The sequence below is a fragment of the Prevotella sp. P5-92 genome, from assembly GCF_002251245.1.
In the GTDB taxonomy this organism is placed as follows: domain Bacteria; phylum Bacteroidota; class Bacteroidia; order Bacteroidales; family Bacteroidaceae; genus Prevotella.
Map to the genome: position 1 here is coordinate 13464 of NZ_NPJG01000068.1, position 23507 is coordinate 36970.

General features: G+C 51.6%; 14 protein-coding genes and 2 pseudogenes. 3 read left to right on the forward strand and 13 right to left on the reverse strand.

The annotated features are described in order from the left end of the window. Positions 1 to 5: 5 nt before the first annotated feature. From CIK99_RS06780 to CIK99_RS06815, 8 genes and pseudogenes are all read right to left on the reverse strand, one after another. Positions 6 to 591 (reverse strand): annotated as a pseudogene (locus CIK99_RS06780) (alpha-L-fucosidase); the annotation flags it as partial. Positions 592 to 687: 96 nt separating this feature from the next. Continuing rightward, complete coding sequence (locus CIK99_RS06785; RefSeq protein ID WP_094380784.1) at positions 688 to 1032, reverse strand: L-rhamnose mutarotase; 345 nt, start codon at positions 1030 to 1032, stop codon at positions 688 to 690. 7 nt (positions 1033 to 1039) lie between these two features. Continuing rightward, positions 1040 to 2905, reverse strand: a complete 1866-nt coding sequence (locus CIK99_RS06790; protein ID WP_094380785.1) for a glycoside hydrolase family 97 protein — start codon at positions 2903 to 2905, stop codon at positions 1040 to 1042. Positions 2906 to 2907: 2 nt separating this feature from the next. Continuing rightward, positions 2908 to 5199, reverse strand: a complete 2292-nt coding sequence (locus tag CIK99_RS06795) for a TIM-barrel domain-containing protein (RefSeq protein ID WP_094380786.1) — start codon at positions 5197 to 5199, stop codon at positions 2908 to 2910. A 15-nt stretch (positions 5200 to 5214) separates the two neighbouring features. Continuing rightward, positions 5215 to 5475: pseudogene (locus CIK99_RS06800) on the reverse strand (L-fucose:H+ symporter permease); the annotation flags it as partial. Positions 5476 to 5524: 49 nt separating this feature from the next. After that, positions 5525 to 6544: a zinc-binding alcohol dehydrogenase family protein gene (locus CIK99_RS06805; protein WP_094380787.1), complete on the reverse strand. Its 1020-nt coding sequence runs from the start codon at positions 6542 to 6544 to the stop codon at positions 5525 to 5527. A 5-nt stretch (positions 6545 to 6549) separates the two neighbouring features. Further along, complete coding sequence (locus tag CIK99_RS06810; RefSeq protein WP_094380788.1) at positions 6550 to 7437, reverse strand: amidohydrolase family protein; 888 nt, start codon at positions 7435 to 7437, stop codon at positions 6550 to 6552. A gap of 28 nt (positions 7438 to 7465) precedes the next feature. Further along, entirely contained in the window at positions 7466 to 8401 is a 936-nt protein-coding gene (locus CIK99_RS06815) for an aldo/keto reductase (RefSeq protein ID WP_094380789.1), read from the reverse strand. Positions 8402 to 8605: 204 nt separating this feature from the next. Between CIK99_RS06815 and CIK99_RS06820 the strand changes: the two genes are divergently transcribed. The 3 genes from CIK99_RS06820 to CIK99_RS06830 all read left to right on the forward strand — a co-directional run bounded on the left by CIK99_RS06820 (position 8606) and on the right by CIK99_RS06830 (position 11710). Continuing rightward, positions 8606 to 9466, forward strand: coding sequence for an AraC family transcriptional regulator (locus tag CIK99_RS06820; RefSeq protein ID WP_094380855.1), 861 nt, complete (start codon positions 8606 to 8608; stop codon positions 9464 to 9466). Positions 9467 to 9564: 98 nt separating this feature from the next. Next, a complete protein-coding gene (locus CIK99_RS06825; RefSeq protein ID WP_094380790.1) occupies positions 9565 to 10257 on the forward strand; it encodes an acetylxylan esterase in 693 nt (230 codons plus the stop codon). Between the two features lie 4 nt (positions 10258 to 10261). Further along, positions 10262 to 11710: a family 43 glycosylhydrolase gene (locus CIK99_RS06830; protein ID WP_094380791.1), complete on the forward strand. Its 1449-nt coding sequence runs from the start codon at positions 10262 to 10264 to the stop codon at positions 11708 to 11710. Between the two features lie 260 nt (positions 11711 to 11970). On the opposite strand, the gene CIK99_RS06835 is transcribed toward CIK99_RS06830, so the two are convergent. The 5 genes from CIK99_RS06835 to CIK99_RS06855 form a co-directional block, all read right to left on the reverse strand. Continuing rightward, positions 11971 to 12981: a hypothetical protein gene (locus CIK99_RS06835; protein WP_094380792.1), complete on the reverse strand. Its 1011-nt coding sequence runs from the start codon at positions 12979 to 12981 to the stop codon at positions 11971 to 11973. A 72-nt stretch (positions 12982 to 13053) separates the two neighbouring features. Continuing rightward, the gene (locus CIK99_RS06840) at positions 13054 to 14811 is read right to left on the reverse strand and encodes a SusD/RagB family nutrient-binding outer membrane lipoprotein (protein ID WP_094380793.1); all 1758 of its coding nucleotides are present in this window, start codon (positions 14809 to 14811) and stop codon (positions 13054 to 13056) included. Positions 14812 to 14850: 39 nt separating this feature from the next. Beyond that, a complete protein-coding gene (locus tag CIK99_RS06845) occupies positions 14851 to 18030 on the reverse strand; it encodes a SusC/RagA family TonB-linked outer membrane protein (protein ID WP_094380794.1) in 3180 nt (1059 codons plus the stop codon). Between the two features lie 16 nt (positions 18031 to 18046). Next, positions 18047 to 19228 carry a glycoside hydrolase family 5 protein gene (locus CIK99_RS06850; protein ID WP_094380795.1) on the reverse strand — a complete coding sequence of 394 codons (1182 nt, stop codon included), beginning with the start codon at positions 19226 to 19228 and terminating at the stop codon, positions 18047 to 18049. Between the two features lie 158 nt (positions 19229 to 19386). Next, on the reverse strand, positions 19387 to 23316 hold the full coding sequence (locus tag CIK99_RS06855; protein WP_094380796.1) for a response regulator: 3930 nt from the start codon (positions 23314 to 23316) through the stop codon (positions 19387 to 19389). Between the last annotated feature and the right edge of the window lie 191 nt (positions 23317 to 23507).

The window sequence follows — 23507 nt, forward strand, 5'->3', positions numbered from 1 at the left end:
CAGACAATGCGGTTGCAGTTGGCGAATCATCTTGTATGTCTCAGGCCAGTTATAGTATTTCTTCACGTCAATCTTCCTTGTCTCGTTTGCACCACCATAACAGCCGTCTCCACCATTTGCACCATCAAACCACACCTCGAATATCTCACCATAGTTGGTGAGCAGTTCACGGAGTTGGTTGCAGAAATATTCCACATAAGCCGGTCGGGCATATTCGGGATGATTTCGGTCCCAGGGAGAGAGATAAACGGCAAACTTCAGTCCTTCCTCGCGGCAAGCCTCAGCCAGTTCCTTCACCACATCGCCTTTTCCGTTCTTCCATGGAGAGTTCTTTACCGAATACTCAGTATAAGCCGACGGCCACATACAGAATCCGCAATGGTGTTTTGCAGTGAAGATGATGCCCTTCATTCCCGCTTGTTTACAAACCCTTGCCCACTGTCGGCAGTCGAGGCTCGACGGATTGAACAATTTTGGATCTTCATTTCCGAATCCCCACTCCTCGTCGGTATAAGTGTTCAGAGAGTAATGTATGAATGCATACATCTCCATATCCTGCCATCGCAGTTGGTCAGCCGACGGGACAGGCATTACAGGACTGATGGTTTGTGCGCCTGACAATAAACTGAATGTCAGCGACAATAAAGACAAAAAGATTTTCTTCATATCTTAAGATGCAATATATTACTATTCATACAGATGGAACATTCGCTCCATCATCTGCCATTTCTCGTTGGAAGTAGCATTGGCGTCACAACCTTGGAACTGGGCGACGTATGCCTCCCACTCTGCCTGTCGGGGCAGGGTGGCAAGGCGTGTCATGGCCTCGTCCCAGTTGAAGTCGTCGGGAGTCTCGACAATCATAAACAGGCGGTTGCCGAGGATGTATATCTCCATCTCCTTGATGCCCACACTGCGGATGCCCTCACGAATCTCGCGCCAATGGTGATCACGGTCGTGAGCCTCCACATACTTCTTAATGAGTTCGGGGTCATTCTTCAATTCTAATGTCTGACAATATCTTTTGCTCATAACCTTTTTAATTTATAACATACACGAATCCGCCTCTTGGCTGACAAGTCACCTTAGAGGGTACTTTACCTTTACCCTTCTTTATGCTCCACGGGGTTGGATTGTTGGCAGGCAGTTCGCCCTTATACCCTGGCTTGTCTGTAAAGAGAGTGTATTTGCCTTTGGGGAGGAAGGATGTGTTGAAAGAGAGGGTCTGAGTCTCGTCCTTACCATTGATGCCGGCAACATACCATTTGTTACCACAACGACGGGCAATGACAACCCATTCGCCGGGATAACCGCCGAGCAATCGGGTCTCATCCCATGTGGTGGGCAGGGCAGACATAAAGTCCTTCACCTCCTTGGGCTGCACGAGATAGCTCTCGGGCTTATCCGCCCAATGCAGCAGCGGCGACTCGAAGAGCACAGGCAGGGCGAGTTCGTGGGCATGGGTAGTGACGTGAGGATGCTGCGAGTCGGAGAAGGTACAGGGTGTGTAGTCCATCGGACCGATCACATTGCGTGTGAAAGGCAAAGTAGCGTTGTGGGCGGCAGCCTTGGGAGTGAGTGTGGCATTGTTGTTATACCACTCCGCTCCATATACAGCTTCAACACTTACGAGGTTTGGATATGTTCTCTGCCATCCTCTCGGAATTGTCGCTCCATGGAAGTTGACCATAAGATGATGACGTGCGGCAGATTCGAGCAAGTCGATACAATACTCCAAAGTCTCCTGTTTGTCACTGGCAAAGAAATCAATCTTCACTCCAGCCACCCCCATCTTCTCAAGCCACACAAACTCACGTTCGCGGTTTTCGGGGGCATTGAGTCGCTCATGAGGACCAGGTGCGCCCCAAGCCTTTATCCATGCCGTAGAGGAGTTATACCAAAGTATTGGTTTCACGCCTTTGTCGTGTGCATAACGTATGGCATCCTCTATATTTCCGCCATTCTTCATCTCGTCCCATTCGGCATCGATGAGCACGTATGGCCAGTGCATCTCCACTGCCATATCCACGTATTTACGTACTATCTGATAGTCGTTGCTGCCATGGTTATATGCCCAGTAAATCCACGACACAGAGCCTGGCTTTATCCACGATGTGTCCTCGATGCGGCAAGGGTCGCTGACATCGGTGACAAGAGTGGAAGCCACCACGTCTTTCAGCTCGCCCACTATTACCACTCGCCAAGGCGAGAGCCATTGGCCAGTTGTATTCTGCTGGTTTTCATCCAACACCACTCGGTATTCCTCCTTGTTGCGGTCGTTGTAGAGCGACGACGCACTATTGAATCTCTCTATGCCGGCTTCGGTGATAAGTGCAAAGACATTATCAGCAGACTGAATCAAAGCCGGATAGCCCCAACGCTTGTTTTCGTTCTCGCCAGTTGTGGATAGAGGGAAGAACGCCTCGTATGGCTCAGTCCATTTCTGCATCCATCGCTTTGTTCCTTCCGCGATGCGATAAGCGGTCAGCTCTTCTGTAGGGCGAGTGTGTTGCAATCCGTCTAAGGCATAACGGAAGGCTACACCATCGTTATAAGCCCTCACAATGAGTTGTTGCTGTCTTCCGATGTTGTCAATATAAAGATATGTCACCTCGTTGGCCTCGTTGGAGCACTCGTGGCGCTTACCTCCAACCATCGTATAGGAGTCCTTTATTGCCTCAACAGGCATCTTCGCCTTAAGTGTCAGTTCCTTTCCACCTCCGTCCTTCATGAGCATCCCGACATTTGTGATGTCCAATACTTCACACTCGTTGTTGCCGTCGTGATATACCACGGCAAAACCCTTACCTTTTTCTCTCCATTCCACCTTACCGTTGGGCGAAATGACTTGTGCCGAGGCAATGGATGTAATGGCCATTGCCAATATCGTTGTAATAAACTTCATAATTATTGGGGGGTTAAAACACTCACCTTTATCTTTCTACAATGTTTCTTTGATTTCTTATCCGCTATTGTCTTCAACCGCTGCTTACGGTCGTTCCACTCAAACTTGGTGATGGAGTAGTCGCCTTGTTCGAAGGCATAGCCGTCGCCGGAGTCCTGATAGAGCGAGAACGTAGTGTCGGCACCGGGATAGACATTCACTGTTATGGGTCTGTCGGATTGTGCGGCGGAATATTCCACCACATCTGATGTGAGGATGATACTACCAGCCTTTACATAAAGAGGCATACGATCGATGCTCACCGGCACTTCTATCCATTGCCCGCCGTCGTATGTCTTATTTGTCCAATAGTCATACCAACGGTTGCCTTGTGGCAGATATATCTTGCGCGATGTAGCCTCTGACATCGGACGAGTGACGGGACATACGAGGATATTGCCAAAGAGATATTCGTCCTTGAGGTCATATACAGCCTCGTCGTCGGGATAGTCGAAGGCAAGTGGGCGCGCCATGGTGTAACCAGAGAAATACTGTGCCGCCGCCATACTATATATATAAGGTAGGAGCGAATAGCGCAGGTTGATCATCTTCAGGATGGCATCATAGTAAGGAGTGCCCGCCTCGCCAAAGCGCCATATCTCGCGTGGAGTGTCGGAACCATGACTGCGGAGCATAGGCAGGAATGTTGCCCATTGGAACATACGGGTATAGTATTCACGATAAGCCTCGTCATTCACTCCGTTTTGGAACTCACCGGTATAGAACCATCGTCGTCCGTCGTTCTTTACGAAGAAAGAACCCACGTCAACAGTCCAATAGGGATTACCCGTAGCCATATAGTTCAGTCCAGCCGGTATCTGTTGGCGATATGACTCCCACGAGGCATGAGTGTCGCCGTTCCACACCACAGTGGCATAACGCTGCTGTCCGGCATAACTGCTACGGGTGAGGTTGAGCACTCGTTTGTCGGAGGATGTAAGGCGCTGGTTCTCATATAGTCCCATAGAATGATAGAGTGAGTATAGACTGCTGCGCTCCGCTCCGAGGGCATCGCTGAGAATGTCTTTGTTTAAGTGCCAACGGCGCTCATGGTCGTTCCATCCGTATGGTTTGCCGCCGATAGGTTCGGGCAGTTGGTTCCAGTCGCCGTCGAGGGGTTCACTACTATCACACCACCAGGCATCAAAGCCATTAGAGAAGAACTCGTCGTTGGCATATTTCCAGTAGTGGCGACGGGCATCGGCATTGAAGGCATCATACACCGAGTGTTCGAGCATAAATCCACGTTTGCGGAAATCCCTTTCCTCGGGACAATACTGCGGATTGGGCCAGATGCTCACCATGAGTTTGGCGTTCATGGCATGTATGGAGTCGGCAAGAGCCTTTGGGTCGGGATAATACTTGCGGTTCATCTTCATATATCCCCAACCCTCTGGCCAGTAGTTCCAGTCCTGCACAATCATGTCGATGGGCACATGGCGACGGCGATATTCCCTCAGGGTATTGATGAGGTCGTCAGAAGAGACATAACGTTCCTTCGACTGGATATATCCGAAGGCATAGAGGGGAAGCAGTTGCACCTTGCCCGTAAGATAGCGGTAGCCCTCGACGATGTCGTCCATCCTGTCACCTTTGATAAAGTAGTAGTCAATCTGCTTGGCTGCCTCCATCTGCATTGTAAAGCCCTTACCGTCAGACGAATACTTCATGGCGCAACCGGCATCGAAGAGCAGACCGTAACCTTGTGGCGACAAGAGCATCGGGATAGTCACCTTCAAATTATGCTGCGTGAGCCACAGGGTTTTGCCCAAGAGGTTCATATAGTCTTCCATGTGTGCACCAAGACCATACAACGCCTTAGTGCCTTCACACGAGAAGCGTGAGATATATCTTGTACTCTCGCCAATGGTGTCGCGGCGCACGATGTCCTTCACCGTCACCTTTCCGTTGGCGGTCTCCTCCATGTGTGCCGTGGCATCGTCATATACGATGCGTTCCTGCACCACTGGTTCAGCCTTGCGGGCAACATCCTTCAATAAGATTCTGCCCGTCTTTCGGTCGATAAACGAGATACAGCCACCCTCGTTCTTCACGATAATCTCAGGCGATTTCACCTGCTGTTTCTCATATACACAGACACTGGTGTTATTGCCAGGCAATGCTCCGTCAGCCGACCATTGCACCCTGACAATCTTAGGGGTGATAAATTCTACCTTAACTTTTGGAGAACTAACCTGTGAGATGGCAATAGTGGATATGACCATTGCCACCAAGATCGAGAACATTCTTTTCATATTTGCAATATCATTTCAAACATGTTTGTCTTTCATTACCTTTATACCAAATGCGGCACACACTGCAAAGCATATCATAGGCACTATGTAGGCAATCTGATAGAATGCCTCATTTTGGTGCATGACGTAAGCCGTGAACTGCGGCACGCAGGCGTTGCCCACTATAGCCATCACGAGGAAGGCAGCACCGCTCTTGGTCTGGTCACCAAGACCTTCGAGGGCGAGGGAGAACTGTGTGGGATACATTATCGACATGAAGAACGACACGGCTATCATATCGAGGCTCGGACATACGTCCTTAACTTCTTTAACTTCCCAATATTAATTAGAACCTAACCAGCACCCTAAACACCTTCCCTGGTGCTTCCACCCACTTCTCCATCGCCTTGGGCGCTTCCTCGGGCGAGCACTCCATACTGATAAACTTATCCACAGGACATGTGCCACGCTCAAGATAGTGGATAACGGCACGGAAATCCGAAGGCATGGCATTGCGCGAACCGCGGATGTCGAGTTCCTTCTGTACAAAGAACTTCGTCTGGAACGACACGTCGGTCTTGGCATATCCGATGCAGATGACGCGACCTGTGAATGCCACCTCGTCAACAGCCATCTGATAGGTAGGCGCACTGCCCACGGCCTCAATCACCACGTCGGGACCAAATCCGCCAGTCATCTCCAACAGTCGGGTATGCACATCCTCGGTCATACTGTTGATGGTGTATGAAGCACCCATACGGCGTGCCAAGGCGAGTTTGTCGTCGTCTATGTCGGCAGCCACCACTGTCGCGCCACGGAGCACCGAGCGCACAATGGCACCCATGCCCACCATACCGCATCCAATCACCAATACCACGTCGATGTCCGTCACTTGCGCTCTCGACACAGCATGAAAACCGACACTCATCGGTTCAACAAGTGCACAGGTGCGGGGAGTGAGCAGTCCTGCGGGAATGACCTTCTCCCACGGCATAACGAGATACTCACGCATGGCACCGTCGCGCTGCACACCAAGCGTCTGGTTGTCCTTGCAGGCATTCGGTCGGCCATTGCGACACGAGGCACACTTGTTGCAGTTGGTATAGGGATTGAGGGTGACGGTCATGCCTGGTTTGAGTCCCTCAGGCACTTCGCTGCCCACCTCCACGATGGTTGCGCCCACCTCATGACCAGGTATCACGGGCATCTTCACCATCGGGTTCTTACCGAGGAATGTACTGAGGTCAGAGCCACAGAATCCCACATATTCCATTTTCAGAAGCACCTCTCCGGGCTTCAGTTCATTCACGTTGTCTATTTCCACGAGCGCCATCTTGCGCTCCTCTGTTATCTGTATTGCTTTCATATTCTTTACTCACTCATATTTTTTATATAAGGTAATTCCACGAGTTTATCAAAACTGTAGAATTTCTTGGCATTGCCACCAAGGAATGCGGCCTTGTCGGCATCACTCAGTTCGCGCGACTTCGAGATGAAGTCGTATGACATGCGATAGGTTATGGCAGTGATGGTGCGAGGATAATCGCTTCCCCACATCAATCGGTCGATTCCCACCCAATCGGCTGCCTGTTTTATACTGCGTACTGCCGAGGGGAATGGATAGAACTCATAGTTGTAGAGCCATGTTATGCCACCCGACTCAATCATCACGTTCTCCCCACGCAGGGCGAGTTTTACCTGGCTCTCGAATGCCGATGTGGTGACCATACCGAAATGCCCTATCGCAACCTTCAGATGGGGACATTCCTCAATAACCTCCCCCATCTCGGCTATCTGCCTCTCATCTTCACCTAAGCACATGGACAGCACCATGCCCTCGCGCTCCATATATTTGAACATCGGCATCATGTCGTGAAGCGGTGTCGATATGCGATGACCGGGAATGGCAATGCCCTTGAGTCCGGCAGCTTTCTGTTTCGCAGCCTCATCCTCCGCACGGCACATACTCATACAGAAAAATCTGTCGGACCACTTGCTCTGTACCTCAGTGAGATAGTCGTTCTGACAACCGTCAATCACCTCCTGTACAACTACGGCCGCCGACACCTGGGCATAATCCATATTACTCAGGAACACCTCAGCCGTATTCCGTCCGTCGATCATAAAGGGCGGCAACATCTGTCGCTCCTCACCGAAGAACACCGACCTCGACCCGTTATTTCCCAATGTCCTTATCGCCTGACCATCGACCATCGTGTCTTGTCGAAGCCACAAATGCGAATGTGCATCTATAATCATAATATTTTAGTTGTCAACTCTTAATCATTTAACTATTCCTCCATCTCACTCCCATTTGGTCACCTATAATCTCCTTCACCTTCTCCACCAACTGCCAGTCGATAGGATCGTTGACATACTCGATGTTCTTCAGCACGTTCTTTGGATTTGCACTGCTGAAGAGAGTCGTGGCGATATGGTCGTTGCATGATGTGGAATATTGTATGGCGAGTTTATCGATAGGATAACCTTGCTCGTCGCAATATCTTGCAGCCTTGGCACACGCCTCACGCAACGTTTCCGTGGCAGGATGCCAGTCGGGAGCTCCACGCATCGAGAGCAATCCCATGGAGAAAGGCGAGGCATTGATGATGCCTATGCCGCGACTTTCGAAAAACTCGAAATATTCGGTAAGCAGATTGTCGTTCAGACAGTAGTGGCAGAAGTTGAGAATGCTCTCCACCGTACCCTCCTCACAGTGCTCAATCACCCACTTGAGGTTTTCGGGCTGCAGGTCGGTAATGCCCACATGACCAACAACACCCTCCTTGCGCAGTTCCACGAGAGCTGGCAGCGTCTCATCAACCACCTGCTGCAGGTCGGCAAACTCCACGTCGTGGACGTTGATAAGGTCGATATAGTCAATGTTCAGCCTTTCCATGCTCTCATACACGCTCTCCTTGGCACGCTTAGCCGAATAGTCCCAGAAGTTAACGCCGTCCTTGCCGTAACGTCCCACCTTTGTCGAGAGAATATATTTGTCACGATCAATCTCCTTCAGAGCCTTACCTAATACCGTTTCAGCCTTCAGATGACCATAGTATGGCGAAACATCGATAAAGTTGATGTCTCCATCCACTGCCGCATGTACAGCGGCGATGGCCTCTTCTTCCTTTATTCCGTGAAACACACCGCCAAGCGATGAGGCGCCAAATCCGAGATTCGACACCTTCAATCCCGTTTTTCCGATTTCGTTGTATTGCATATCTGTAATATATTGTCGATTGGTTACGATGCAAAAATAAACACTATTATCCTTATTTTAATGTTATAAAATAGATATAATCATGTATAATAACGACATTTTTGTACATTTCGCCATTTTTCTTACAATAATTATAGTAGAATATCGATATTATATCGTATCTTTGTGCCGTTCAAAACCTACATGCTCTTCAAACCAAGAATAATGAACATCTCTATCGAACAACTGCAACTCTTCACCCTCAACGTGGGGTATGCCTGTCATAATGGCGACTGGAACTGGAAAGATGTGCGAAGCCCCTTCGCCCGTCTCTACCTCGTCACCGAAGGCACCGCACGCATATCATTGCCCAAAGGTGACTACCAACTCACACCAGGCAATCTCTATTTCATACCTCCATTTGTCACACACAGCTACCAGTGCGACTCGCTCTTTACACATTATTATATACATATATACGAGAAAAACGATACCTCGCCGAGCATACTCGAAGAGTTTGATTTCCCAGTAGAGACGCCAGCCTCGCCCCACGACATCGACCTTTTCAAACGTCTGCTCTATATCAATCCCTTTCTCAAACTGCCTGCCTCCAATCCAAAGATATACGACAACCAGCCCTCGCTCATCAGCAATATCGAACTAAATCTCCGTCGTCCGTTTTGCGACAAGGTAGAGTCGCGGGGCATACTCTATATCCTCTTCTCGCGATTTCTCAAGCGCGCCGTGGCCAAAGCCGATACCTCAGACAGCCGCATCCTTCAGGCGGTGGCATACATACGCCGACACCTCAACGTTCCACTCGACGTGAACATTCTCGCCCACGACGCCTGCATGTCGAAAGACCATTTCATACGCGTCTTCCGCCAAGAGACAGGCGACACACCCAAGGCATACGTCATAAAGAAAAAGATGGAGTCAGCTGAGCAATTCATCGTCACCTCCGACCGTCCCATAAAAGAAATAGCGCGAATGGTGGGATACGACGATTGCTCGCATTTCAACAAGGCGTTCAAGGCCTTTGCTGGCGTCACTCCCGCCACCTATCGTGAGCAACATCGTGAATAAGTCTTTTTCGTTATAGGACAAAGACATAAACGTAATAAAACATAGACATTATCCGTCATTATACAAAGACATTTTTGAACCAAATAAATAATCATTGTATGAAAAAGTATCTAACTACGATTCTTGCGGTCATGCTCACCATGACGATGACCGCACAGAGAGAGAAATGGACAGTGAAAGACAAAGGACCTTCGCTATCCAATTATTTCACACCAGCCACCGACACGCCAGCTAATGTCGATGGCGAAGGATTCATTCGCCGATGGACCCTGCTTGAACCCATCGACAAGCCCAATCGCGGCAACACCGTCTTCACCGACTCGTACCTCCGCGACAACCTCGCCGTAGAGTTCTACAAAGGGCAGTTTGCCACCGTTCCCACCGATGGGCAGAAAGTGAAGATAGGCAAGCAGAAACTGCAGTGGCATAAGTTTGACAGCAAGCTCTACAACGTCAAGCTCTTCCGCTTCGCCACCGGACTCGACAAGCAGTATTACGGCATCATCTTCCTTGCCATCACAGTCATCGAGTGTGATGCCGACATTCCCGGCGTACGACTCTCAGTAGGCAGCAACTCCGCCTCGATGTGGTGGCTCAACGACGACCAGCCCCTTATGCTCTCAGGCGACCGCCGAATGGTGGCCGACGACTGCATGTCGCCCCGCACCACACTTAAGAAAGGCATCAACATCCTACGCGGAGCCGTCATCAACGGTCCGGGAATGAGCGACTTCTGTGTTCGCTTCATCGACGAGAAAGGCAATCCTGTAACAAACATCAAAATTAAGTAAACCCATGACAACAAAACATATCATAGCCCTCGCGGCACTTACCCTTGCCACCACATCAACAAAGGCACAGATAGGACAACCCTGGATACACGATCCATCGACACTCGTGGAGTGTGACGGAAAATACTACACCTTCGGCACAGGAGGCGGCGGACTCATCACCGCCGACGGATGGTCGTGGAAGCCCGGAGCAGTGCGTCCCGGCGGCGGTGCCGCACCAGACGCGATAAAGATAGGCGACCGCTATCTCGTCATCTACGGAGCGACAGGCGGCGGCCTTGGCGGCGGACACTGCGGCATCATCTACACCATGTGGAACAAGACCCTCGATCCCACGTCGCCCGACTTCAAGTTTAGCGAACCCGTAGAGGTGGTTCGTTCAGCCGACCTTGAAGACAACGACGCCATCGATCCAGGACTGCTCCTCGACCCGACAACAGGACGGCTCTGGGTGAGCTACGGCACCTATTTTGGTTTCATCCGTCTCATCGAGCTCGACCCAAAGACAGGACGACGTGTGGAAGGCAACGAGGCACTCGACGTTGCCATCGACTGCGAAGCCACCGACCTTATATACCGCGACGGCTGGTATTATCTCCTTGGCACACACGGCACCTGCTGCGACGGCGTCAACTCTACATATAATATTGTGGCAGGACGCTCGCGTAAGGTGACAGGACCATATCTCGATAATGTTGGACGCGACATGGTCAAGGGCGGAGGAAAGATGGTCGTGCCAGCAATGCAGAGAGCCGTGGGAGCAGGACATTTTGGACGCACCATCCTCGACGAAGGAGTCGAACTGACGTCGTTCCACTATGAGGCCGACTTCGACCGCAGCGGACGCAGCGTCCTCGCTATTCGTCCGCTATTGTGGCGCAATGGCTGGCCCGAGGCAGGCGAGCAGTTCCAGGGCGGAACACTCTCCATCGAGTCAGAGCGTCGTGGCTATGCTCTCGAACTCGCCGTCGATTTCGTTCGTATAGAACAAGAGCGAAAGATGTGGTGGAAGCTCGATCCCGCTGAGCCGACCCATCCGCTGCCACTTCAGAGTCTTGCTGACGTGCAGTCAACATGGCCTTCAGACACCATCGCCGTGCGTGCTGGCGACAATATGTTCCGTCCGCATCAGCGCTGGACCATTACAGCTGTACCCGAGGCAGGCGGCTATCTGAGCAATCCCTATTTCAAGATCACTATCGAGGGGACCAAGCGTGCCCTTGCCGCCACAGCTACTAAAGAACTCGTCGCCGTTCCCGAATATACTGGAGCGTCAGAGCAGCTGTGGCGTATAGAACAGCTCACCGACGGCACCTTCCGCATCATGCCCAAGACCATTCCTGGCATGGCAGGTGTCAATACCAAGTACTGCATCTATTCCGTAGCCGACAGCACGCCAACGCTTGCCGAATACGATTTCAATACCGACAACTCAAAGTGGCACTTCAGATGACGATGTGCTAACTGAACATTCAGTCGTCAACACGTGACGGGTAATAAAAGGGTGCCTACATTCGCATGCGGGCACCCTTATTGGTTGAAAACCTACTAATCTAAAAATAACACTATGATAATGTTTAGTGTAAAACAAACTAACCTAACAACTTATTACTTGTCTTTTTTTTGCGTGAATTGTGACGGCGGGCTGTAGCGCTCAGTGATGGGCGATACAGTTGCCGCCATCGCGAAAAGTTAGTGAAGAATGAGTATGTATTATTCAACTGTGATTTTCACGACGTAGTAACCGTGACCAGTCATGATGAAGCCGTCTTGAGCAGCCATGTTGTCGATGTCGCCCTGTGTGAGGGTGTGTTCGAGGACTGTGTCGGCAGAGAATTCAATCTTCTCAGAGATGGCAGTCCACCAAGCGGTGTTCATCTGAGCCTGATGGTAAGCGTCGGCGTCATTCACCTTGAGGTAAGCTCTGAGCACCTGCCCTTCTTTCCATTTAGCCACTTCCGCCTTGGGGATGAGGTTGAAGGTCTTGTTCGGGTCGTCGTCGCCCTTGTCCCACGATACGTAGTGCTCGCCTTCCCACAGCACGTTCTCCATAGAAGGTTTTGGCTCGGTGGTGACTTTGATGGTGCCGCCAGGGAACTCGATGCCGTCGCTGGTGACGAGGGAGATGGCATAGTCGCCGTTAGCCATGTCGGCGGGAGCGGTGAGACGGAGTGTGGTGCCTTCGTCGAGTACTTCAAAAGCTGCCTCCTTGCCACCTACGAGCACCTTGACTATGTTGTCGAGATGCGAGCATTTGTGGATGAGAGTTGTCGCGCCTGGAGCAACCCATAGTTCGAGGGCGTTGGTGCCAAGGGCAGGGTCGTCAGCGGCAGGTGTTACGTTGACGTTCAGTGTGCGCGATGTGATCTTACCCTTGGTTGTGGTAGCCACAATCTTCAGTTCGTGGTTGCCCACGGGCAGAGTTTGGTCTATCAGCAGACCTTCAAAGATCTGTGTTCCGTCTAGGAGCCATGTCACGGTGGTGTAGTGAACAGGTGTGACCTTAATCTCTAACTTGAAGTTTGTCTTGCGGTCTATCTTCACATCGGCAAGGTCGGTGTTGAGGATGCGTGGACTGTCGTCTTCGGTGACGGTGAAATAAGGGTCATCGTCAGTTGAACATGACGTCAGCGTGGTGGCTGCGGTGAGTGTGAAGCCCACGGCGAGCAGCATCGTCAAGGCCTTTGCTACCTTTTCTTTATATAATGTTTTTATCTTGTTCATAATGATGTTGTTGAATGTCGTTTATATAATCATTTTACTTGTCAACTAAATTGTGTCAACTTGTCAACTTTTTCACTTTACATATCCCTTTCCGAAAGGAGGATTAAACTCAGACTGCACGTTGAGTGTGCCCTTGTCCCACCAAAGCGACTTGTGCCAGTCGTCGGTTCCGCCCATGCGTTCGATGGCGGCGTGGTAGTTTATGCTGTTGTACTGTCCTTCCAGTTCAGGATAGCGCAGACGAGTAGGCATCGAGAGGTCGGGGTCGTCATATACGAAGCCGTCGCCGGGGAAGGTGCCGAGGCGCGATCTGTCGAGCACTGCAGGATAGTCAGAGCGGCGCATGTTTGCCCAAGCCTCAGACGGGTTCATGAGATGGAGTATCCATGCCTGTGTGTTGATGGCCTCCTTAGGATTGTCGCTCAATGGGTTGTGTGCGAGGAAGGAGTCGATCTCGTCAGAAGAGATCTTGTTTGACGTGAGATAGTAGTTGTTGAGCATCTCCATGGCAGCACGCACGCCAGCCTCATAGTGGCTCTCAGCCTCGCCGCCGACGTTCCATCCCTTTGTCTTGGCCTCGGCGAGCAGCAGTTCAGCTTCGGCATAGGTGAAGAGGATGCCAGGGCATGAAGGCATCTCGAAGTCGATGTTCAGGCACGGGCGCATGAGACGTGCGCGATAGTCAGAGTTGTCGTAAGTGTTTGCGTCGTTGTCAGCCCATTTCTGCAGGGTAGGGAACTCCTTTGTCTCAGCCACGTTCATCCAGTTCTCGTACCATGCAGCGCCGGTATTACAAGGTTCCTCGCCGATGCCAGCACGTTTGAAGTAAGCCAATACCTCGTCGGTGAGGTCGATGTTCTGTTCCTTGTCAGGCTTTACCTGACTGCGCTTGATGTTGTAGTAGTGGCGGCATATGCGGTAGAGTCGAGGGTCGGAAGTGTTTTGCATCTGATAGAACAACGTCGAGCTTACGAACGTAGGCGACGACGGGTCTTGTCCGTAGAGGATTTCTCCTAATGCGTTAGTGCGGAAGTCGTAGTCGTTGGCGCCGTCGTAGTAAGTGAAAGGCGAGTCAGAATACTTGATGTAAGCGTCGTCGGCAGCGCTTGCTATATAGCCTGCGCCGACGGCAGCCTCAAACTCTTTCTGTGCCTTCTGCGGGTTGACATCAGAGATGCGCATTGCGTAGCGCATGCGGAGTGAGTTGGCGTATTTTTTCCATTTTGCCACCTCGCCGCCGAGACTGGTGACGTCGCCCGAGATGCGATCTGATCCAGTGCCAAGCTGAGCCTCGCAAGCCGAGAGCTCTTCGAAGAACCAGTTATAGATCTCCTCTACGGTGTCGTATTTTGGAGTTGAGATGCCAGAGATGTAGCCCAGTCCAGCCTCTGATGCAGGAATGTCGCCATAGGTGTCGGCGAGCACAGAGAGCAGGAAGACGCGGTGAATGCGCAGTGCGGCATTGAGGTTAGCCTTGTCTTCAGACTTGTGAATGGCATCGACGAGATTCTTTATGGCTACCTCATAGTAGCGGTCCCATATGCGTCGTGCTATGTCGTCTTCGTGGTGTACGGCACCTGCATAGTTAGTAACGTTCCATCCTCCGGCGAAGTGCTGTGTGAAGCCAGTGATATAGTTACGATAGGTATCCATAAGACTGAAATCGCCGTATGTCTGCAGCAGTGAAGTGGTCAGCTGGGCGTTAGGATCGAGGTTGGTGACCTTGGTCTCGTCGGTGTTGATCTCTTCCATGTGGCTGTCGCTGCAGGCAGAAAGGGTGAATGCCATGGCGGCAATCAAGCCTTGACCCAATATATTGTGAATTTTCATATTGTCTGTTGAAAAAAATAATGTTGTGTATTTGTTTATTTAGAACTTAACATTCACGTTGATACCGTAGCTCTTGCGTGAAGGCAGCGAACCGTATTCAAGACCGAGACCAGAGGTGTTGTAGCTTGAGTCAGGGTCGATGTTTGGAATGTTTTTCCAAACGATGAACGGGTTACGCGCCACAAACGATACGCTGAGAGCCTTTGCCCACTTGCCGAGCATCTTCTCTGGGAAGTTGTAGCCGAAGGTGATCTCGCGGCACTTGACGTACGAGTTGTCATAGACAAACGCGCTCTGCACGTTGTTGGCGATGGCCTTCCAGTAAGTCTCGGGGTTGACGGGGATGTCGTTAGGACGATAGGTACCGTCGCCGTTGGCTATGACGCCCGGAGCGATGAAGCCCTTGCAGTTGCCCGATGCGCGCCACTGTTCGTCAGTCATGCCGGCAGCCTCGCGTGCTTCCTCAGAGGCATACCATTCGTCGCGCCCTTCGAGAGTCTGGCTTGCCTTACCAGTCTGGTAAGCCGAGCGCATCGACATGGAGTAGATGTCGGCTCCCACCTTCACGTCGAAGCCTGCAGAGAGACGGAAGTTTTTGTATGTGAAGGTAGAGTAGAAACCACCTGTCCAGTCCCACGACGAGTTGCCGATGGTCTTCACCTCCTTATCCACGAGTGGCAGGCCGCTGGTGGCGTCGATGATGATCTGTCCGTCGTCGGTGCGCTGGAAGTCTTTTCCGCGAATAGCGCCGTAGTTCTCGCCCACCTTTGCGCCCACAGATACACCACACCAGTAAGCCTTGGCGAGTTCGAAGTAGTCCATGCCATCGACGAGCGACTTCACCTTGTTGGTGTTCTTTGAGAAGTTCACTCCAGCATCCCATGCGAAGTCCTTGATCTGCAGCACTCGTCCGTTGAGGGCGATCTCTATACCCTTGTTTTGTATCTGGCCGGCGTTGATGAGACGATAGGCGTAGCCAGAGGTGGTGGTAGAGGCGAGGCTGAGGATCTGGTCTTTTGATGTCTGATTATAATAGGTGAGATCGAGGCTCAGTCTGTTGTGGAAGAATTTCATCTCAAGACCCAGTTCATACGAGCTGGTCATCGTCGGCTTGAGGTCTTTGTTTGGCTGTGTGGCGTTGCTGATCATACCGATGGTATAGCCCGAATAGCTGTACTTGCCAGTGGCATAGTTGAGTGCGAGCTGATAAGGATCGGTGTCGCTACCCACCTTTGCCCACGAGGCGCGTACCTTACCGTAGTTGATGATATTCTTGTTTTTGATAAACTCAGAGAACACCAAGCTACCCGAAATAGAAGGATAAACATAAGTGTTGTTGTCGATAGGCAGAGTGGATGACTTGTCGCCGCGCACGGTGCCTTCCAGGTAGTAAGTGTGCTTATAGCCCACGCTGGCGCTGGCATAGAGCGAGTTGATCTGCTTCTGGTACATGCTCTCGCGCACGTTCTGCTCCTGATAGTTCATGATGTTGACGATGCCATCCATCTGCTGGTTGAGACCGATGTTGGTGATGGTCTTGTTGTTTACCTTGAAGATGTTGCCGCCGGCAGTGGCGTTGACGTCGAAGTCGCCCCACGAGTTGTTGTAGAGTGCGAGAATTTCGGCGTTGAGCGTGCGGTTGTTGAATATCTGGTCGGTGAGCTTACCGGCTGGTGTTCCAGGAGTGGTCTTTGCTATATAGTCCTGGAAGGTCATGTTGTTGATATCCGTACCGACGGTACCTTGAATCTTCAGGTGCTCGTCGATGTTCCATATAGCCTTTCCGGTAAAGCGGAACACGTCTTTTTTCGAGGTGTTGCTGTTCTTGTAGAGGTCCCAATAAGGGTTTTTGTTATACTGGTCGTTGCCGTTCCAGTTCTGGTAGTTGCCGTCGGCATCCTGGTAGTTTTTGAGCCAAGCTTGGTCATATGTGCCGGCGAGTGTCATGAGGTTTTTGCCGACGTTGCTCTGCGAGTCTCCGAGTGCTGGACGGTTTTTCACATCTTCGCGTGTGTAGTTTGCGGTGAAGTCAAAGTCAACTGGACCCGCCGAAGTGTTTACGCGGAGGTTGAAGTTATCGCGGCTCATGTTAGTGTTTGGCAGGATGTCCTTGTTGCGCATGTCGGTGAGCGAGAAGCGCATGCCAGTCTTACCAGAGTTGACAGAGAGGATGGCAGAGTTCTGCGTGGTGAAACCCGTGCGGAAGAAGTTCGACGCGTTGTTAGGATGCATCATAAACGCGTGTTCCTCGCCGTCGAAATACTTATATACGAAGTCGTCGGCCTTCGGTCCCCAGCTGGAGTTGGTGCCCGAGGTGCTCGATGTGGGCAGTTTGCCGCCGTAGCCCATACCATAGACCTGCTGGATGTCGTCCCACTTGGCGAGCTGACTGTCGATGGTGAATGAGCCGTTATACTCCACGCTGATCTTGTCCTTCTCGGCCTTCTTGGTGGTGATGAGGATCACACCGTGAGAGGCGCGGCTACCGTAGAGAGCCGATGCGGCTGGACCTTTGAGCACGGTCATGGTTTCGATGTCGTCGGGGTTGATGGCCGAGATGCCGTCGCCGAGGTCATAGCCGCCGCCTTCGCCTGCACTGCCAAAGTTGGTGTTGTCCAAAGGCACACCATCCACTACATACAGCGGTTGGTTGTTGCCGGCCATCTCGGTGTTACCACGGAGCAGCACACGTGTAGAACCCGATGCGCCGCCAGCGGTGTTCTGTACCACGAGACCTGCCACCTTACCCGAGAGCGAGTTGATGACATTCGTCTCCTTTGCCTTGGTGAGGTCTTCGCCCTTCACCTCTTCGAGGCCATATCCTAACGCCTTGCGGTCGCGTTTCACGCCGAGCGCGGTGACAACCACTTCGCTGAGCACCTTTCCGTCAGCTTCCATCATCACCTTCATGCCGTTCTGCGCCTTTACGCTGATGGTCTTGTATCCTACGTAAGATATCTCCAACGTTGCGCCTGGCTTGCACTGGATGGAGAAGTTGCCGTCAAAGTCGGTCACTGTGCCACTTGTCGTTCCGGCCACTTTCACTGTCGCACCGATGAGCGGACCATCGGCGTCGGTCACTGTACCTTTGACCACGTTGTTGTCAGGTGCAGCTACAATACTTGTGCCCTTGGCTGCGTCAGCAGCTGCAAGAGCCATGGCTGGAGTCCATGCCATGCCTGCTAACAGCAGACATATTAGTACTTGTTTCTTTTTCATTTCCTTGATTATACGTTTATAAATTAAGAGCTTTCGTTTCTTTTCCTTCCATCACTCCTTTGAGAATCCATGTGGCCTTCACCTTCATGCCACGGTCGCGGTCGAAGATGCCAAACATCTCTGGTCCGCTTCCAAACTTGTTGTTGTCCCAGATAAAGGTTGAGAAGCCGCGACGGAGAGCCTCGCTGACGAAGGTCTTGCAATAGTATGTCATGTTCTCGTGCTGGAGGTCGATATTGCCTTTATAATGGTCGGTCACGCCCCATTCGCCGATGCAGATGCCTAGGCCCTGTGAAGCCCATGTGTTGACCACCTTGTCGAAGAATGTGGTGAGCGATTTTTCGTCGCTGGGCGAGGTCTCGCCATACTGCTTATATGGTTCGCCCCACCAAAAATATTTACACTCTCCGCAGTAGTCGTATGGATTGTAGTAGTGGAATTCCACAGTCATATAGTCGTTGCCGTTGCCTTCGGCGTCGGTAGGCACGACAAACTCGCCTCCTATGCCGAAGTCAGGATTGCAGACGTAAGTCTGTACGAGGAGGTTGCGCTTGAGGTTGTTGCCGCCGGTGGCACGCACCACGTCGATAAACGTTTGGTTGTAGGCGTTCTGCACGTCGAGGTTCTCTTTTTCGGGAGCTCCCCACTTGCCTGGTTCGTGCACCTCGTTGGTTCCGGCAAATGCCACCCGATAGTCGTAGGCGGCAAACTCGTTGGCGATGTTCATCCAAAGTAGCGCGAGCTTCTGGCAGTTGTTGTCCTTATATTTATAATAAGGTGTGCTCTCGAGCCATTTCTCGTGATGCACGTTGATGATCACCTTCAGGTCGCAGCCAAGGCACCAATCCACCACCTGCTTGATGCGAGACATCCATGTCTTGCTGACGCTCATCGCCTTGTCGTTGGTGATGTGGCACTGCCAGCGCACGGGTATGCGTATGGCGTTGAAGCCTGCATCCTTGATGGCCTTGATGGTTTTTTTTGTCACTGTGGGATTGCCCCATGCTGTCTCTGCCTTGTCGGCGTTGTCTTGATTGCCTATGGCCATCGACTCGCCGTCTTGTCCTGGAGCTGAACATTCAAACTGATTGCCGAGGTTCCATCCTACGACGTTGTCGTTCCATTCTTTAGCCGTAGGTTGGGCTACTGTGTTGCCGGCTATGATGGTTGCCAGCAGTAAAAGGAAAAAATGTCTCATAATGTTAATTTAAGTTTTCGGCTGCAAAGTTACGCCGAAAACCTAAATCAACGGTTCTTATACTATCATTTCGGGTTTGTATTCTGTCATTTCGGCTGAAAGACAACTGTTTTGGATTTGTATTCTGTCATTTCGGCTGAAAGACAACTGATACGGAGTCAATATTTGCTTGGCGACACGCCGAAATGCTTTTTAAATACGGTGCTGAAATGCTTCGTGTTCTGGAATCCCGTCATGGCGCATACGTCGATAATCGGTGTCTGTTGCTTGAGTAGAGCCGCGGCGCGGTCGAGACGTATGCCTCTCACGAAGTCCTGCGGTGTCTTTCCGGTCAGCGTCTTTAGTCGCCCGTAGAACAGAGTGCGGCTCATGGCCATCTCACGGCATAGTTCGTCGATGCCGAATTCCGTGTCTGCAAGGTTATTGAGCACTATGTGTGTGGCGTCGTCTATAAAGGCAATGTCTTTCTTGTCGCCGGTGTCGTCGCTGGCAGCCACGTCAGCCGTCTCGGTCGTCGTGCCTTGGTTGATGGCTTCCACCCTTTTGAGATAATATTGGCTCATGCGTCGGCGGTTGATGAGCGTTGAGCGTATCTTGCTTTTCAGCACCTCGGTGTCAAACGGCTTGGTGACGTAGTCGTCAGCTCCGCAGTCCAGTCCCTGGATCATAAACTGCTTGCCAGCCTTTGCGGTGAGCAGAATGACTGGCATCCACGACGTGTCGGCGTCGTCCTTAATCATTCGGCATAGTTCTTCGCCCTGCATGCCCGGCATCATCGCGTCAGAGACAACTATGTCGCATACGTTGTCCTTTAGATATTCGAGTGCTGCCTCGCCGCTATCGACTGTCACCACGCGGAAGGAGTCGGTGAAAGTGATTGAAAAATATTGACGCAGGTCGGCGTTGTCATCCACAAAGAGGATGATGTCGTTTTGCTTCTCGGCCGTCTCTTTGCCGTTGTTGTCGATATAAGCCTCCTTTATCTCTGTAGGTTCGTTTTTGGCATTGGAGGTGCGATGCGCTTCCGACCTGTTGAGTGTCACCACAAATGAGGCACCCTTTCCTTCTCCCTCGCTCTTGAAGGAGAGTTTTCCTCCATGGATGTTGACTATACGTCTCACGAGCATCAGTCCTATGCCCGTTCCGGTGATGTTGCTTTCCACGGCGTTTTCAGCCCTGTAGAAACTGTTGAATATATTCTTCTGGTCGGCCTTGGGAATGCCCATGCCGTTGTCGCTCACTTCGATCTTCACTTTTTTGTCTTCGGTCCATGCCTTCAGCACCACCTTTCCGCCCTCGGGCGTGTATTTTATGGCGTTAGAGATGAGGTTGTTAAACAGCTTGTCGGCGAGTCGCACGTCCATCTCTACCACGGCGTCGTCGTCAGTCTGTTCCACGTCGAGACAGATGTCTTTCTCCTTGGCGAGCGACGCAAACCTCTCGGCGTTCACCTTCAGCAGGTCGTTCACCTTCATAGGTATGCGTTTCAGCGAGTTTCCGAGGATGTCGGCCTTCTGGAAGTCGAGTAGTTCACTGATCATGCCGTAGAGCTTGTCGCCGTTGGTTTTCGCTATGTCGAGCATCTTCCGGCTGTTGTCGCTTAATCCCTTGTCAGCGGCGACGTCGTTGAGCGGAGCCAGCACGAGGCTCAGCGGCGTGCGTATCTCGTGAGCCGCATTGACGAAGAAGTCGATCTTTTCGTTGAAGTATCGCCGTTCCAGTTTGCCCTGATAGTTTTTCAAGGCGAGATACACCACATATAACGCTATGGCGAGATACACTATCCATGCCCAGATGGTGTTCCACCAAGGTTGTCTTATCCTTATCTCGAGCGTCTTGGTGTCGAGCACACGTCCGTCGTTGCGGCTTATGCTTCTCACGGTGAGAATATATTTCCCGGGTTCGAGGTTGGAGAATCTCACCGACGACTCGCTCGAAGGTTCGCTCCATACGTTGTCGAAGCCCTGAAGCTTATACTGGTAAAGGATGTCGTCGTTGTATCGGTAGAAGATGCTCTCATACGACACTTGAAACGAGTTGTTCGTGTAGTCGAGCACCACGCTGCCGTCGATATATTGCTTGTAGATGTCCTCCTTTTCGGCGTCGCCGAGTTCCTTGTCGCCTTCCACGTTGAGTGGCATGAACCTCAGTCGGGTCTCGTATTGCAGTTTGTCGATGAGTGCGGGATTGATGATCACGGCTCCGCTGTTGCTTCCGAAGGCAATGTGTCCGTCGGCGAGTGCAGCCACTGCGCTGCGATTGTATTCCTTTTTCGCGCCTTTGATGAAGTTGATGTTATACAGTTCGTTTGACGAGGGGATGATGATGGCGAGTCCGTGGTCTGTGCTCACCACTATGCGTCCCTTGGGGTCGAGACATAGTGCGCTGACGCTGTTTGATGGCAGTCCGTTGGCTTGGTTGATGGGAGTCAGCTGTCTCGACGAGAGGTTGTATTTGTATATGCCTCCGCCGTCGGTGGCTACCCATGCCGTGTTGTTGCCAGTGAAGAGTGCGCCGGTGACATAGCTGTTGATGTTGCGTCCCTGCAATTCTTCGGGCGAGAAGTAGTAATTGGTCGTGCCGTCTTGCGGGTTGATGGCATAGAAGCCGTTGGCCGTACACACCGCCACGCGTCCGTCGGGCATGTCTGAGATGCTCTGTACGGTCTGTATCTTGTGTCTGTGTGTTCCGTTGGACGCTATATGCACAAGGTCGCCGTCGAGGCATCCTATCCAGAGTCCTCCTTTCCGGTCTTGCCACAGGCTATACACGTAGTTGGTGGCTATCTTCTTGTTTTCGGCGCAATACAATTGCGTACTTTTCCCGTCTTGTGATATTGCGAACACGCCTTCGCCGTAGGTGCCTGCGAGTATGGTTCCGTTATGCTTGCACAGGGCGAGCACCACCTTGCCTTGCAGCGTGTGGGTCCACAGCTTTTTCTTCCTGTCATAAAAGCTCACTCCGCGGTCGGTGCCATAGACCATCGTCTCGCCAACTTCTATGAGTGCGTTGACGCCGTTGCAGATGAGCGACTGTTCGTTGCCAGTCTTGTGTCCTACGGGCTGTATTATTTCTCCCGTGAGGTAAGCCACGTCGATGCCTCCCGTGTAGCTTCCTATCCAGATATTACCGTAGGCGTCGCGGAGTATGTCGTAGATGCCGTTGCCGTGCAGCACGTAGTCGGTCTTCTCGTCGCTCACGAACAGCAGCCGCGAGTCGTCGGCGTCGCGTGTGGCGGCATACACTCCGCCGCCGTCGATGCCGAGGAGGATATAGTCGTTGTTGAGCAGTTCTATTGCTCTTATGGGATTGTGTATCTCCTTCAGGCGGTGATCCACTTCCAGGGGCTGCCATGTTGTGGTGCTCATCACTATAGCGCCGTTGTTAAACGTGCCGAGCCACAGCTTCCTTGCCTTGTCGTCGTAGAAGGCCATCTCGGTATTGCAGTTGCACAGCTTCTTCACGGTCTTCATCGTCTTGCGGTCGATGAGCAGCGAGCCTGTGGTGGAGCAGAGCACAATGTGGTTGTCGGCAATAGTCGCGGAGTTGACGTATAGGTTGTTGTGATACCGCTTAAACGTCTTTCCGTCGGCGCTGATGCGAAACATGCCCTTACTGGTCGAGGCCCATAGTGTGTTGTCGCCGTCGATACTGATGTCTTTGAGGATGACGTCGCCCTGAGTCTTGTTTATCTTTGCCAGATGCTGGGTGAATTCGGGGAAGGTTGTGATGAAGCGGTCGAGTGCCTCCTCATAGACGAAGAGCTTGCCTTTGTTGTCGTAGGCCATGAGCCGTTCTCCGGGCAGTCTGAGCAGCTTTATCACGAGTCCGCCAGTATCGATGGCCTTGTCGTCGTTGTCGAGCGTATAGTTTTCGAGTATTCGTCCGTTGCATCGTGTCACGCCGTTCTTATGGCTTGCCCATACGGCACCGTTGCAGTCTTCTGCGAGCGAATACACGCGCTGGCTGGGCAGTCCCTGTTCGGCTCCCACGTGGTCGTACATAAAGTCTCTGTGTTCTATGTTGATGGCAGATGCAGAAAAGATCCACGCCACCATATATAGTAGTGTCAATATTCGTATTCTCATTGTCGTTTGTTAGTGTCGTATTCGTTAATTGACTGCAAATTTACGAAAAAAATCGAGACTGACAAATGTTTTTAGAAAAAAAATCGTGGGTGTATGTAATATTTGTGTCAAGGAAGGAAAAAAACTGCGGTGATTGATTTTCAGGCAGGCTTTTTCCCACATTGGGACAACCGGAACAAGCGAGGCGGGAG

Bases quoted from the DNA above. Each gene is read 5' to 3' on its own strand.
- CIK99_RS06820 (WP_094380855.1), top strand. From the start codon at position 8,606: ATGAACATCTCTATCGAACAACTGCAACTCTTCACCCTCAACGTGGGG.
- CIK99_RS06790 (WP_094380785.1), bottom strand. From the start codon at position 2,905: ATGAAGTTTATTACAACGATATTGGCAATGGCCATTACATCCATTGCC.
- CIK99_RS06810 (WP_094380788.1), bottom strand. From the start codon at position 7,437: ATGATTATAGATGCACATTCGCATTTGTGGCTTCGACAAGACACGATG.
- CIK99_RS06845 (WP_094380794.1), bottom strand. From the start codon at position 18,030: ATGAAAAAGAAACAAGTACTAATATGTCTGCTGTTAGCAGGCATGGCA.
- CIK99_RS06825 (WP_094380790.1), top strand. From the start codon at position 9,565: ATGAAAAAGTATCTAACTACGATTCTTGCGGTCATGCTCACCATGACG.
- CIK99_RS06805 (WP_094380787.1), bottom strand. From the start codon at position 6,544: ATGAAAGCAATACAGATAACAGAGGAGCGCAAGATGGCGCTCGTGGAA.
- CIK99_RS06785 (WP_094380784.1), bottom strand. From the start codon at position 1,032: ATGAGCAAAAGATATTGTCAGACATTAGAATTGAAGAATGACCCCGAA.
- CIK99_RS06850 (WP_094380795.1), bottom strand. From the start codon at position 19,228: ATGAGACATTTTTTCCTTTTACTGCTGGCAACCATCATAGCCGGCAAC.
- CIK99_RS06830 (WP_094380791.1), top strand. From the start codon at position 10,262: ATGACAACAAAACATATCATAGCCCTCGCGGCACTTACCCTTGCCACC.
- CIK99_RS06815 (WP_094380789.1), bottom strand. From the start codon at position 8,401: ATGCAATACAACGAAATCGGAAAAACGGGATTGAAGGTGTCGAATCTC.
- CIK99_RS06840 (WP_094380793.1), bottom strand. From the start codon at position 14,811: ATGAAAATTCACAATATATTGGGTCAAGGCTTGATTGCCGCCATGGCA.
- CIK99_RS06835 (WP_094380792.1), bottom strand. From the start codon at position 12,981: ATGAACAAGATAAAAACATTATATAAAGAAAAGGTAGCAAAGGCCTTG.
- CIK99_RS06795 (WP_094380786.1), bottom strand. From the start codon at position 5,199: ATGAAAAGAATGTTCTCGATCTTGGTGGCAATGGTCATATCCACTATT.
- CIK99_RS06855 (WP_094380796.1), bottom strand. From the start codon at position 23,316: ATGAGAATACGAATATTGACACTACTATATATGGTGGCGTGGATCTTT.